This is a genomic window from Rhizobium sp. SU303 (genome assembly GCF_021052345.1).
GTDB lineage: Bacteria > Pseudomonadota > Alphaproteobacteria > Rhizobiales > Rhizobiaceae > Rhizobium > Rhizobium laguerreae.
Window position 1 is genome coordinate 2541421 of sequence record NZ_CP088095.1, and the last position, 13735, is coordinate 2555155.

General features: G+C 61.5%; 12 protein-coding genes. 4 read left to right on the forward strand and 8 right to left on the reverse strand.

All coding sequences use genetic code 11. The annotated features are described in order from the left end of the window. Positions 1-265 precede the first annotated feature (265 nt). The 4 genes from RlegSU303_RS12705 to RlegSU303_RS12720 all read right to left on the reverse strand — a co-directional run bounded on the left by RlegSU303_RS12705 (position 266) and on the right by RlegSU303_RS12720 (position 4621). Entirely contained in the window at positions 266-1357 is a 1092-nt protein-coding gene (locus RlegSU303_RS12705) for an ABC transporter ATP-binding protein (protein ID WP_017960807.1), read from the reverse strand. Positions 1358-1361: 4 nt separating this feature from the next. Next, entirely contained in the window at positions 1362-2306 is a 945-nt protein-coding gene (locus RlegSU303_RS12710) for a carbohydrate ABC transporter permease (RefSeq protein WP_017960808.1), read from the reverse strand. Next, positions 2299-3204, reverse strand: coding sequence for a carbohydrate ABC transporter permease (locus RlegSU303_RS12715; protein WP_012757807.1), 906 nt, complete (start codon positions 3202-3204; stop codon positions 2299-2301). Before RlegSU303_RS12715 ends, RlegSU303_RS12710 begins: the two co-directional genes overlap by 8 nt. A 181-nt stretch (positions 3205-3385) precedes the next feature. After that, a complete protein-coding gene (locus tag RlegSU303_RS12720) occupies positions 3386-4621 on the reverse strand; it encodes an ABC transporter substrate-binding protein (protein ID WP_131628989.1) in 1236 nt (411 codons plus the stop codon). A gap of 454 nt (positions 4622-5075) precedes the next feature. Between RlegSU303_RS12720 and RlegSU303_RS12725 the strand changes: the two genes are divergently transcribed. After that, positions 5076-6119, forward strand: a complete 1044-nt coding sequence (locus RlegSU303_RS12725; protein WP_011652324.1) for a LacI family transcriptional regulator — start codon at positions 5076-5078, stop codon at positions 6117-6119. A 57-nt stretch (positions 6120-6176) separates the two neighbouring features. On the opposite strand, the gene leuS is transcribed toward RlegSU303_RS12725, so the two are convergent. Together leuS and RlegSU303_RS12735 are read right to left on the reverse strand one after the other, a co-directional pair. Further along, positions 6177-8693: a leucine--tRNA ligase gene (gene leuS / locus RlegSU303_RS12730; RefSeq protein ID WP_131718607.1), complete on the reverse strand. Its 2517-nt coding sequence runs from the start codon at positions 8691-8693 to the stop codon at positions 6177-6179. Positions 8694-9086: 393 nt separating this feature from the next. After that, positions 9087-9995 (reverse strand): LysR family transcriptional regulator, encoded by a 909-nt coding sequence (locus tag RlegSU303_RS12735; protein WP_131619759.1) that lies wholly within the window; start codon positions 9993-9995, stop codon positions 9087-9089. Between the two features lie 176 nt (positions 9996-10171). Here RlegSU303_RS12735 and RlegSU303_RS12740 point away from each other — a divergent pair, with 176 nt between their 5' ends. Genes RlegSU303_RS12740 through RlegSU303_RS12750 form a run of 3 tightly spaced genes read left to right on the forward strand, consistent with a single transcriptional unit; the run spans position 10172 to position 12458 of the window. Beyond that, positions 10172-10786: a C39 family peptidase gene (locus RlegSU303_RS12740; RefSeq protein ID WP_131718616.1), complete on the forward strand. Its 615-nt coding sequence runs from the start codon at positions 10172-10174 to the stop codon at positions 10784-10786. A 34-nt stretch (positions 10787-10820) separates the two neighbouring features. Continuing rightward, a complete protein-coding gene (locus tag RlegSU303_RS12745; protein WP_131628991.1) occupies positions 10821-11897 on the forward strand; it encodes a D-alanine--D-alanine ligase family protein in 1077 nt (358 codons plus the stop codon). Positions 11898-11912: 15 nt separating this feature from the next. Continuing rightward, the gene (locus RlegSU303_RS12750; protein WP_131718608.1) at positions 11913-12458 is read left to right on the forward strand and encodes an AAA family ATPase; all 546 of its coding nucleotides are present in this window, start codon (positions 11913-11915) and stop codon (positions 12456-12458) included. Between the two features lie 9 nt (positions 12459-12467). On the opposite strand, the gene RlegSU303_RS12755 is transcribed toward RlegSU303_RS12750, so the two are convergent. Both RlegSU303_RS12755 and RlegSU303_RS12760 read right to left on the reverse strand, forming a co-directional pair. Beyond that, positions 12468-13085, reverse strand: a complete 618-nt coding sequence (locus RlegSU303_RS12755; protein WP_131628992.1) for a class I SAM-dependent methyltransferase — start codon at positions 13083-13085, stop codon at positions 12468-12470. A gap of 131 nt (positions 13086-13216) precedes the next feature. Further along, positions 13217-13726 (reverse strand): GNAT family N-acetyltransferase, encoded by a 510-nt coding sequence (locus RlegSU303_RS12760; RefSeq protein ID WP_094085742.1) that lies wholly within the window; start codon positions 13724-13726, stop codon positions 13217-13219. Positions 13727-13735 lie beyond the last annotated feature (9 nt).

Sequence of the window (13735 nt, forward strand, 5' to 3'; positions counted from 1 at the left end):
GAGGGCGTTAAGTCCTCCGCCCTGTCTCATGAGAGGCACTCACCTCTCCTCCCTCATTCCTGTGCTTGTCACAGGAATCCAGTGCGCCCAGGTCCCTGGGCGCGGCAGACTCCCTGCCTGGAGAAGAGTCATTCACGGCGCAGACGCGCCGTGCCTGGATTCCTGTGACAAGCACAGGAATGAGGGCAGAGGGAGCATCAATCGGCTTCCCAAGCAGTGGCCTTGCAAGCAGCCGCCAAAACACGGTAGCGAACCCGACGGCCAATCAAATCCTGTCCTCCGTTTCGGCATCGAAGACCGAGGCGACAGACATGTCGAAGCTGAGCTTCACCTTGGCTCCGACGTTGAAGCGGCGCGCGCCGTTGACTCGTACCGACATCGTGTGACCGGCATGTTTCAGCCACAGCAGATTGTCCGCGCCCATCGGCTCCTCGATATCGACGGTGGCATCATGTTCTTCGCCGCCGGTATTCTCGTTGACCTTGATGTGTTCTGGACGAACGCCGAGCACCACCTTGCGGCCGGGCTGCAGCGTCTCGCTAGCGTCGTAGGCAGCGAGCGAGAAAATGACGCCGTTGGCCGAAAAGGCAATGCCGTCTCCTGATTTGACCAGCTCGCCGTGCAGGAAATTCATCGACGGCGAGCCGATGAAGCCGGCAACGAACAGATTGCGCGGCCGGTTGTAGATCGTCGTCGGATCGTCGAGCTGCTGAATGATGCCGCTCTTCATGATGGCGATGCGGTCGGCAAGCGTCAGCGCCTCGATCTGGTCGTGGGTGACGTAGATCATCGTGTTCTTCAGCGACTGGTGCAGGCGCTTGATCTCGACGCGAAGTTCCGAGCGCAGCTTGGCGTCGAGGTTGGACAGCGGCTCATCGAACAGGAAGACGTCGACATCGCGCACCAATGCCCGGCCGATCGCCACGCGCTGGCGCTGACCGCCGGAAAGCTCGGCCGGCTTGCGCTTCAGGAGCGGCTGAATCTGCAGGATTTCGGAGGCGCGCGCCACCCGCTTGTCGATCTCTGCCTGCGGCACCTTGGCGACGCGAAGACCGAAGGACAGGTTCTTCTCGACGGTCATCTGCGGATAGAGCGCATAGGATTGGAACACCATTCCGATGCCACGGTCCTTCGGCTCTTCCCAGGTAACGTTCTTGCCCTTGATGAAGATCTGCCCTTCCGAGGCGTCGAGCAGGCCGGCGATGCAATTCAGCAAGGTCGACTTGCCGCAGCCGGACGAGCCGAGCAGAACCAGGAATTCGCCGTCGTTAATGTCGAGATTGAGATCCTTCAGCACGCTGACCGAGCCGAAGTTCAGGGACAGATCCTTGATGGAGACGCTTGCATTCATATTCATGAGATCAACCCTTCACTGCGCCGGCGGCGATGCCGCGGACGAAAAGCCGTCCCGACACGAAGTAGACGATGAGCGGCACCAGACCGGTGAGGATCGTTGCCGCCATGTTGACGTTGTATTCCTTCACGCCCTGGACGGAATTGACGATGTTGTTGAGCTGCACGGTCATCGGATAGGTATCCGGCCGGGTGAAAACCACACCGAACAGGAAGTCGTTCCAGATGCCGGTCACCTGCAGGATCATCGCGACGACGAAGATCGGCAGCGACATCGGCAGCATGATCCGCAGGAAGATCTGCCAGAAGCCCGCCCCGTCGACACGCGCCGCCTTGAACAGCTCCTCCGGCAGCGACACGAAATAGTTGCGGAAGAGCAGCGTCAGGATCGGCATGCCGAAGATCGAATGGACGATGACGAGGCCGGTCAGCGTGCCGTAAATGCCGATTTCGCGCAGGATAATGACGATCGGATAGATCATCACCTGATAGGGAATGAATGCCCCGATGATGAGGATCGAGAAGAAAAGCTCGGATCCCCTGAAGCGCCAGTTGGCCAGCGCATAGCCGTTCACCGAGGCGATTGCGATCGAGATGATCACCGACGGCACTGTGATGCGCACCGAGTTCCAGAACCCACGCGACAGACCATCACAGTTCAGGCCGGTGCAGGCCTGCGCCCAGGCCTTCACCCAAGGCTCGAAAGTGATCTCTACCGGCGGCGAGAAGATGTTGCCGAGACGAATTTCCGGCATGCCCTTCAGCGAAGTCACGACCATCACATAGAGCGGCAGCAGATAGTAAAGCGCTGCGACGATCAGTGTGCCGTAGAGCATGATGTTGCGCGCCGACAGCGCCGGGCGTGGTTTCGGGCCGCTGGGGCCGTCGCCAAGCTTCGGCGCAACGGCGTCGATGCCGGCAGCAACGGTGTTGAGAGCTTCTATATTAGCCACGCTTGCGCCCTCCGCCGAATTCCAGATAGGCCCACGGAACGATGATGATCGCGACTGTGACGAGCATCATGGTCGAGGCAGCAAAGCCCTGCCCCAGGTTCTGCGCCTGGAACATGTAGTCGTAGACATATTTCGCCGGCACTTCAGAGGAAATGCCCGGTCCGCCTGATGTCTGGGCGACCACAAGATCGTAAACCTTGACGATGCCGGAGGCGATGATCACGATCGTGGTGATAAAGACCGGCCGCATCATCGGGATCACGATGAAGAGATAGGTCCTCCACATCGGAATGCCGTCCACGCGCGCCGCTTTCCAGATGTCCTCGTCGATCCCACGCAGGCCGGCAAGCATCAGGCACATGACGAGACCCGTTCCCTGCCACAGCGCCGCGATCAGAATGCCGTAGATGACGATTTCAGGCGTATAAAGCGGATTGAAGGTGAAGCTCGTCCACCCGATAGAGCGCACCACCGCCTGAATGCCGAAATCGGGGTTCAGAACCCATTGCCAGACGAGGCCCGTCACGATGAAGGACAGCGCGAAGGGATAGAGAAAGATGGTGCGGAAGGTGTTTTCGAAGCGGATTTTTTGGTCCATCAGCGCGGCGAGCATGAAACCGATGACCAGGCTGAAGATCAGCGAGAGGATGCCGTAGACGGCCAGATTCTCGATCGCCGTCACCCAGCGGGGTGCCGCCCATAGGCGCTGGTACTGATCGAATCCAACAAAGCTCAACCGCGGAAGCAGTTTGGAATTGGTGAAAGAATAAAAGATCGTCCAGAACGTGCCGCCGACAAAGATCACCAGCGCTGTCAGGATCATCGGAATGGACGCAATCTTGGCATTCAGATTGCGCAGTAACTTGTTTGGCCGGCCTGCTCGCGCTTGACCCGTCATAAACACTTCTCCTCAATCGCAACTGCGACAGTAACAAAACGGCAAGGCGCCGTCTGTCGTCCCCATCTCCGAACCTGTTGAAGATACCGGAGAGACGCCGCCACCCGCCGGACGATCACTGGCCGTCCGGACCGATCCGGCCCCCATGGGAGCCGGACCCGCAAGGCAGCAAGTCTGCTGATCAGTCAGCAGAAGCGATGATCCCGGCGAAACGCTTCTGAGCGTCTTCCGGCGTCATCGACGGATTGGCGAAGAATTCGGAGAAAAGGTCTTCCTTCTGCTTCTGGCTGTCGGCCGAAAGCAGCTGGTCGGTACCTTGGATCACGTTGCCCTTCTGAAGGATTTCGAGACCCTTCTTCATGCAATCGTTGGCGGCAGCGAGATCGACGTCACCGCGAACCGGCAGCGAACCCTTCTTCAGGTTGAAGGCAACCTGGGTCTTGGGATCGAGCAGGGTCTTGGCGAGCACCGCCTGCGCCTTGGACTTTTCTTCGTCCTTCAGCAGCGGGAAGTAGAAGGCGTCGCCACCCGTCGAGATGATCTCGTTCACGCCGAGGCCCGGCAGGCAGGTATAGTCGGTGCCGGCCTTCTGACCGGCCAGCGCGAATTCGCCCTGCGCCCAGTCGCCCATGATCTGGCCGCCGGCCTTGCCCGTGATGACAAGGTTGGTGGCCTGGTTCCAATCCTGGACGTTGCTGCCTTTGGCCATACGCCGAGCATCGTCGGCGGCCTTGAACACCTTGGCGATTTCAGGACCGGCTGCAACTTCCGCATCCTTGTCCTTGAAGACCTTGTTGAAGGTATCCTTGCCGGCAACCGCAACCATCAGCACGTCGAAGGCGCCTGTTGCCTGCCACGGCTGACCACCGACGGCGAGCGGAATGATGCCGGCCTTTTCGAGAGCCGGAGCCGCAGCGACGAACTCGTCCCAGTTCTTCGGAACTTCGACGCCGGCCTTCTTGAAGGCGGCGTTCGAAAGCCACAACCACTGCCAGGAGTGGATGTTGACGGGAGCGCAGTAGATCTTGCCGTCGATGGTGCAAGAATCGAGCAGGCTCGACGGACGAATGATGTCCTTCCACTTCTCGGCGGTCGCTACGTCGGTCAGATCGCGCATCAGGCCGGCTTGGACAAGTTCCTCGGCCTGACGCCCATGGTTGAACTGGGTCGCGCCCATCGGGTCGCCGCCGGTGATGCGGCTGATCATGATCGGGCGAGCAGTGCCGCCGGAGCCGGCGATCGCGCCGTCGACCCAGTGGTTGCCGGTGGCGTCGAATGACTTGGCCAGCTCGGCGACCGCTGCAGCTTCGCCGCCAGACGTCCACCAGTGGGTGACTTCAAGATCGGTGGCATTGGCGGCTCCTAGCGGAAGCGCGACCGAAGTGGCAAGCAGGGCTGCCATTAGACGGATTTTCATGAGTTTTCCTCCCTCACTGAAACGTTGCCGGAAAAACTTAGATCAATCGATTTCCTCACGCAACTGCCCGCAGGCAAATTTTTCCGTGATAACCGGAATTGCTACTTCTGCCTGTTTACATCAGGAGCACTGCATCCCCTTGAAACGATACCACGCCGGGTGTTCTCGCACATGCGTTTCCACTTTATCAATTTGAATTTGCGTAATAATTTTACACAAGGAACTTAGCCTTCCAATTCAGTCTCTTCGCAATCGCAATAAAACAGAGCACGGATTGCCGATTCAACCTGGACGTACAATGTTGCAATGCACACAACAAAAAGCACTCGACATTTCTACTGTATCGTTACAGATTGCATTCTTCAGGGAGGTGCGATTTTGGCATGCGGCGGGCTTACGACGCTGGAAAAAGCCTCTATAAGCGACACCAATTCGCGCAGGACGGCCTAAAGGGATGGAAAACAAGGGAAATTTCGGGAACGCGGCATCAACGCCGGCAGCGCGCGAGCGCCCGACTTTGAAGACGATCGCCTTCATGACGGGCCTTGGCGTGACGACGGTGTCGCGCGCGCTGAAGGATGCGCCGGATATCGGGGCCGAAACCAAGGAGCGCGTGCGCATGGTCGCCCGCCAGCTCGGCTACCAGCCGAACAGGGCGGGTGTGCGCCTCCGTACCGGCAAGACCAACGTCATCGCCCTCGTCCTCAGCATCGACGAGGAGATCATGGGCTTCTCGAGCCAGATGGTCTTCGGCATCTCCGAGGTGCTATCCGGCACGCCCTATCATATTGTCATCACGCCGCATTCGCACAGCAAGGACCCGATGCTGCCGGTGCGCTATATCCTTGATACCGGCTCGGCCGACGGCGTCATCATCTCACGCATCGAGCCAGACGATCCGCGCGTAAGGCTGCTGAGCGAGCGCGGCATGCCCTTTGCCACGCATGGGCGCACCGATGCGGGTCTCACGCATCCCTTCCACGATTTCGACAACGAGGCCTTCGCCCATAAGGCGGTGGAAAAGCTCGTCAAGCGCGGCCGGCGCCGCATCGCCCTGCTGCAGCCGCCGAGCAAGCTCACTTACTACGCCCATATCCGCATCGGCTTCCAGACCGGCCTGCATGATTACGGCGCCGAGGAAGTGCCGCTGCGCATCAACACCGACGCCCCGCTCGCCGACATCCGCGACGTCGTCGAGGTGATGATGCGCTCGGCCAACGCACCTGACGGCATCGTCTGTTCAGCCGGCAGTGCTGCAATCGCCGTCAATGCCGGCATCGAAGCCGCCGGCAAGGCGCTCGGCCGCGATCTCGACATGGTCTCCAAACAATCAGTACCGATCCTGAACTGGATCCGCCCCGAGATCATCACCGCCCAGGAGGACGTCCGCCACGCCGGCCGCGAAATGGCCAAAGCCGTCATCGCCCGCATCGACGGCGTCGAACCGGAACTGCTGCAGAGCGTAAGCCAGCCGACTTGGCCGGAGAGTGGTAGGTAGGTGGTCGGTTGAAGGAACGGACCGTCGGGCTCAAATCCGACGATCCGCTTTGGATCATCACAGGTCTTCGACGACGAAATTCACCAGTCGCCCCGGGACCAGAACTTCCTTGACCACCGTTTTGCCGTCGAGCAAGGCCACAACGGAAGGTTCGGATCGCGCCGCTGCAAGCAGCGCCTCGCCGAGATCGGCGGCGGCTTCGAAGCGGTGGCGAACCTTGCCGTTGATCTGCACGACATATTCGCGGGTCTCCATCTCGATCATTGCGGGATCGAAGGTGGGCCAGGAAACCCATGTCAGTGTTTCCCCGTGACCAAGCTTGCTCCATAACTCCTCCGCGATGTGAGGCGCAAAGGGTGCGAGCAACAGCACGAATGTCTCCACCACTTCGCGCGGACGCACTGCTTCCGCCGTCAGTGCGTTGGCCAGTTCCATCAGCCGGGAAACCGCGGTATTGAACCGAATTGCTTCGATATCCGCCGTCACGGTCTTCACCGTCTGGTGGCGCAAGCGCAGAAGCTGCGGGCTGGGTGCCGCCTCCAGCACCACTGGAGACAATCCATCGCTCTCGTCGCAGACAATGCGCCAGGCACGCTCCAGAAACCGACGCACGCCGATCACGCCAGCGGTCTGCCAGGGTTTTGCCGCGTCCAGAGGTCCCACGAACATCTCGTACAGGCGCAAGGCGTCGGCCCCGAACTGACGGACGACATCGTCGGGGTTAACAACGTTCAGCCGCGACTTCGACATCTTCTCGACGGCGCGCTGCACTTCGACCGACCCGGCGAACCATCTGCCCTCCTCTTCGACGACGGACGACGGCGCGCAATACCGGCCCGCCGCATCGCGGTAGGAATGAGCAAGGATCATGCCTTGGTTGAACAGCCGCTGGAACGGCTCTTCCGTCGAAACGACGCCGATGTCGTAGAGCACCTTATGCCAGAAGCGGGCATAGAGCAGATGCAGGACCGCGTGCTCGGCGCCGCCGATATAGAGATCGACCGGCATCCAATAGCGCTCGGCCTCGCGCCCGACGGGTTTGCTGGTGTTCTCCGGATCGAGGAATCTGAGATAATACCAGCAGGAGCCCGCCCATTGCGGCATCGTGTTGGTCTCCCTCCGTGCCGGAATGTCGGTGCCCGGCACGATCGTTTCGACCCAGGCCTGCGCACGGGCAAGCGGCGGTTCGCCATCCGGCGTCGGAGCATAGTCGTCCAGTTCAGGCGGCAGCAGCGGCAGGCATTCCTCGGGCAGCGGCATCACCGAGCCGTCCGCCAGATGCAGCACCGGTATCGGCTCGCCCCAGTAGCGCTGGCGGGAGAACAGCCAATCACGTAGGCGATAGGTGACCGTAGGCCAGCCCGCGCCGTTCGCCTGCAGCCAGGCGATGATTGCTTTCCTAGCCTCCGGCGAGGCCAGACCATTCAGGAAGCCGGAATTGACCATCCTCCCCTCGCCCTCAAACTCCGCCTTTTCGATATCGTCCGCACTGTCGATCACGCGAATGATCGGCAGGCCCTGCGCGCAGGCAAAGGCGTGGTCCCGCGCATCATGGGCCGGCACCGCCATCAAGGCGCCGGTGCCGTAGCCCGCCAGGACGTAATCGGCCACCCAGATCGGCAGCCGGGCGGCGGTGGCGGGATTGACGGCATAGGCGCCGGTGAAGACGCCGGTCTTCTCGCGTCCAGCATCGGTACGCGTCGCTTCCTCCAATGCCTCGGCCTCGGCGATATAGGCGGCAACCGCCTCTTGGGCTTCCGGCGTAACGGTGGTGGCGACAGCGGGATGCTCCGGCGCGAGAACGATATAGCTCGCTCCGAACAGGGTCTCGGGGCGCGTCGTGAAGACGGTGATGACCTCTTTGCCATGATCGAGCGGAAACCGGATTTCGGCGCCCTCGGAGCGTCCGATCCAGTTGCGCTGCATGGTTTTCAGGTTTTCGGGCCAATCGAGGCCGTCCAGTCCCTGCAGCAGCCGATCGGCATAGGCCGTGATACGCAGCATCCACTGGCGCATCCTGCGACGAATGACGGGATCGCCGGTCTCGACATAACGCCCGTCCTTGACCTCCTCGTCGGCAAGCACCGCGTTCTGGGCCGGGCACCAGTTGACGGCGACCTCCGCCTGATAGGCGAGGCCCATCTCGAACAGCTTCAGGAAGATCCACTGCGTCCAGCGCACATAGGCGGGGTCGGTCGTGGCGAACTCGCGACTCCAGTCATAAGAGAAACCCAGCCTCTGCACCTGCCCGCGAAACGTCTCGATATTGCGCTTCGTCGTGATATCGGGATGCACACCAGTCCGCATCGCGTGGCGCTCCGCCGGCAGGCCGAAACTGTCCCATCCCATCGGATGCAGGACATTGAAGCCGCACATGCGTTTGTAGCGGCACGTTATATCAGTGGCCGTATAGCCGAGAGGATGGCCGACATGCAGGCCCGCACCGGAAGGATACGGGAACATGTCGAGTGCATAGAATTTCGGTCTGGCCGGATCGATTTCCGCTCGGAAAATATGGTGGTCGGCCCAATAGGCCTGCCACTTCGGTTCGATCGTCTTGGGATCATAAGGCATGCATCACTCCAGCGCCGGCCGGCTTTGCGGCGGCGTGTCCTGAAAAATGGAGGCGTTCTTTGGTTCAGGAGCTGCTACGGCTGCCGGTGCTCCGGTGACGTCCGGCAGCCGCGGCTAAGTCGAAGCGCGTGCGGAGTTGCGGCGCAAGACATCTGCGCGACGCGCCCGACGAAAAAAGCGCGATGTGGCTTTGAAAACGATCTGGTGTCCATGGACGGTGGCTCAAGGCAAATAAGGAGAAAGCAAACGGCAGTGTTAATCCGGCTCCGATCAGGAGGCCGTGGTGGTAAGTCGTGCGTCGCGTGCGCGAACGTCTGCTGCTTGAGTTGCCATAATCATGAACCAAGAGTGCCCGATATGATCGCTCCTGCCAAGAGTGCATTCGCGTGAAAATCAGGATCTGTTCAAATCCCGCGGCGCACTCCTCACCAGCTGATCGAGCACCGCCGCGATCTTAGGGTTACGCACCTCGCCGCGCCGGGTAATCGCATGGATGCCACGGCAAACGGATGGCACCAAGGGTTTGACGACCAGCGCTTCGCCAAAATCTCGAAGCGCCAGTCCGGGCATCACCGAAATCGAGCACCCGGCTTCCACCAGTGCGAATACCACTTCGAAACTGTCGCTGAAGCCGTTGATGACGGGCTCGAAACCGATGTCGCGACAGGCCTGGCGGATGGCCCTGCAATAGGCGCTGGAGGCGACGTCAAGCGCCCAATGTTCATCCCTCAGCTGTGCGAGTTCGATGACGGGCTCGCTCTCCAGCCTGTGGCCAGCGGGCAGAAGCACGAAGAGCTGGTCGCGGCACAGGAACAGGGTGTCGGCCGTGCCCTCCAGCGTATGCGGATCGAGCGATATGTCGTCGGCAATGACGATATCGGCCTGCCAGGCCCGGAGCGCTGCCACGCCTTCGGCAGGTCCCATCGTCGTCATGACGATGTCGAGATGCGGATGGTCGATGGCGAGCTGGCGCATTGCGGCGGGAATGAAGGAGGAAGCCGCGGAGGGTTGGGTGGCGATCCGGAGATCTCCGGCGACGATATTCTGCAACTCGGCAATATCGGTCTTGGCTTCCTCGACGACGGCGAATATCCGGTCGGCATGCACAACGAGCCGCTGGCCGGCCGGTGTCAGCGTCACCCCTCGCCCGCGCCGCTCGACGAGCGCAATGCCGACTTCGTCCTCCAACTGGGCGATCTGCTGGGAAACGGCCGACGACGAAATGCCGATAGCATCGGCGACCGCCGCCATCGTCTCGCGGCGCGAGAGCTCGCGAAGCGTGCGCAATCGGAAGAAATCCAAACCCGTTTCTCCGGTTGATCAATCGGCCATAATTTCTAACCTATATGCTTATTTTAATTAAGTGGACCTGAAGAAAACTGCACCTTAGCCTTTGGATTCGCAAGCGGGGCATCGGTTCGAAAAAAGCCAAGATTGCCCGCCATCTCATGAGACGAGTCACGGGGGATATCGACAGGATGCAGCAGAGCGGCGTGCCCTATTTCAGCCAATGGGAAACACCTGGCATGACATTGCCGGTGCTTGCCGAGGGATCGCAGGCTCTGCTGCGCGATCCACTCTGGCGCCATTCTGGGGCCGCGACGATCGAGGAATATGCGCGCTGGGCGGTGAATGTCTGCGGCATGGCCTGCCTGAAGATGATCCTTGCTGCCCGCGGCGAGATCCATCCGACACTCGAGCTTGCCCGCGCCTGCACCGCCTATGGCGGTTATGTCGTCAACGAGATCGATGCATCGATCAAAGGGCTGATCTACGCGCCCTTCGTCCACTTCGCAGCAGAGCGCTTCGGACTTAGCGCGGAGACGATGACCGGCGTCGAGATATCGGCCATTCCGGAGTATCTCGCGAAGCGCCGGTTTTTCATCGCCTCGGTGAACTCGGGCATCCGCTGGCCGGAGTGCGAGCCGCCCTCGAAAGGCGGACACCTGGTGCTGGTGACGGCAGCCAGCGATGAAACAATCCGCTTTCACAACCCGTCCGGCCACGACGCGGCGAGCCAGGTCGATGTGACGCTGCCGCTTGCCGTCTTCGACCGCTTCTTCGCCAATCGCGGCATATCTGTCGACGCCTGACCCTTTCAACACCAGGTCGTTTCGGAGGCTTTCAATGACCCCATCCCCAAACAGGCTGCGCATTGCCGTGCTCTTCGGCGGCCGCTCGGCCGAGCATGAGGTTTCCGTGCTCTCGGCAACCAATGTCATGGGCGCGCTCAAGCCCGAAAAATACGACGCCGTTCCTGTTTTCATCACCCGCGAGGGACAATGGCTGCTGAGCAGTTTCGAGAATGGCATACTAGCGGCACCTTCATCAGGCACGGAAATCTGCCTCGTGCCGGGTGGGCGCGGCCGCGTGCTGGCGATCCCGGCTCATGGCGCGCCGCATGAGCTGGCGAGGATCGACATCCTGTTTCCCGTGCTGCACGGCCCGCATGGCGAAGACGGATCGGTACAGGGCGCGGCGGAGGTGGCCCGCGTTCCACTCGCCGGTTGCGGCATCCTCGGTTCGGCCGCAGCGCTCGACAAGGACATCGCCAAACGCCTGCTGAGGGCGGCGGGCCTGCCGGTGGCGCGCGCAGTGACGATCCATGAGGGTGCCGCCCCTTCACTGGCAGCCTTGGAAGGAGAGCTCGGCCTGCCGCTCTTCATCAAGCCTGCGCGCCAGGGATCGTCGGTCGGTGTCGCCAAGGTCCATGCCAGCCAGGAATTCGCGCCCGCCCTTACCGAGGCCTTCCGCCACGATCGCACGCTGCTCGCCGAGGAATTCGTGCGCGGCCGTGAGATCGAATTCAGCGTGCTGGAGGATGCGGCAGGAGAACTCTTCGTCTCCCGGCCGGGCGAGATCGTGCCGGCGGAAAGCCACGGTTTCTATAGCTACGATGCCAAATACATCGACGAGAAAGGTGCGGCGCTGAAAGTACCGGCCGAACTGCCGCAGGAGATCGAAACCGCCATGCGCGACGTGGCCGCAAAGGCCTTCAGAGCCGTTGGCTGCGATGGCATGGCCCGCATCGACTTCTTCCTGACGCATGACATGCGGTTCCTCGTCAATGAAATCAACACCATCCCGGGCTTTACCAATATCAGCATGTATTCCAAGGCCATGGCGGCAAGTGGTGTCACCTACGCGGAAATCATCGACCGCCTCGTAGACCACGGCCTGGCGCGCGCCCGACGGGCCGCCTGAGACGGGAGCTCGATCATGAACAGGTCGGTCTTGATTTCGGGATGTTCCGGCGGCGGAAAATCGACGCTGCTGGCGGAACTTGCCGCCCGCGGTCATGCCGTCGTCGAAGAGCCCGGCCGACGGATCGTCAAACAGGAACTCGAAGGCGACGGCGCAGCCCTGCCCTGGGTCGACATGGCGGCCTTTGCCCGCCGCGCGATCGAGATGGCGATGGCTGACCACACGACGGCGCGTGAGCAGACCGGCTGGACGTTTTTCGATCGCGGGCTGATCGATGCGGCGGCAGCGCTGCAGCACCTGACCGGAGAACCGGTCCTGGAAAAATTGAGCGCCGCCCACCGCTATCACTCGAGGATTTTTCTCACGCCGCCATGGCCCGAAATCTACACGACAGACCCCGAGCGGCGCCATGGCTTCGACGAGGCGGTCACCGAATATGATCGACTTGCCGCCATCTATCCGACGCTGGGCTACGACGTCGTGATTCTGCCGAAAATCGCGGTCGCCGACCGGGCGGATTTCATCCTCGACTTCCTCTCTCGGGAAACGAGGCAGCAGTAGACGAGATCATCAGCGCCTGCGAAAAACGCACCACTGGAACGACTGCCGGCCACCGCCGGGTGTCGTGTGTTCCTCCCGCCAGTCACGCTGAAGCGCGAAGGTGGACGAGAATTCGGTCGCAAGCGCCACCGCGTCGTAGCGCTGAACCGGCAAGCCGCTGCACCGTTCCGGCCCGTCCGGCGCGAAGGTCGCGATGATCACGACGCTGCCCGGCGCCGTGCCGGTTTCGAGCGCGCGGCGATAGGCCAGCCGCTGCTCGGGCTCGGTGAGGAAGTGAAAAACGGCGCGGTCGTGCCAAACATCGTAGTGGCGGTCGGGTTGCCATGACGTGACGTCGGCAACCACCCAGGCGATGCGGGCGGCTTCATCCCGCAGCCGCGCCTTGGCGACTTCGAGCGCCGGCGCGGCGATGTCGAGGACGGTTAGGTCGGGCCACCCGCGTTCGACAAGACGGTCGACAAGGCTCGATGCGCCGCCGCCCACATCGATCAGCGAGGCCGTTGCCGGCAGTTGCAGCTCGTCAAGCGCCCGCAAGGAAGGCCCGGGCGTCGGCTGATACCAGCTGACGCTGTCGGCAGATTTCGTGCGGTAGACCTCGTCCCAGTGTTCCCGCTTCTCGCCTGTCATCCGATACCCCATCTCTTGCAGAGCCCGATATCCTCCAGCGCCGAGCGTCTTTCAGACGCGTAGCTGATCAACATGTAAGAACTGAGACGTCTGCAACCAATCGCAGTACGCCCGGGATCATGTTCCGCGTTTCAGGACGCGAGGTGACGGTAAACGAGATCGGCGGGATCAGTTCGGGGTGCTACGGGATCGAGGCGCGCGCCCAGCCGTTCCGCAACGGCAACGGATGCCGCATTGCCGGGAGCGATATAGCTGACCAGCGACGGCAGCTTGAGCGTCGCGAAGGCCCAGTTGCGTAGCGCGAGCGCCGCTTCGGTCGCATAACCTCTACCCTCGTATGCCTCGTAGACGAACCAGCCCAATTCCTTTTCCGGAAAGAGCGGCCCGTGATTGATACCCACCTGACCGACGCATTCGCCGGTTTCGCCAAGCTCGATCGTCAGCGCTCCGTGCCCGAAAAGCTGCCAGAGCGCCACGTCGTGACAGAACATCCCCCACGCCGCGCGTAGATCGAACGGACCGCCCATTCCGACGGATCGCGGCGACGCCATGATCTCAGCATAGGCGGCGAAATCGCCGATACCAGGCATGCGGAGCTTGAGACGCTCGGTTCGAATGGTCATCGCGCCCGCTTCGTACATGTCGCCGCC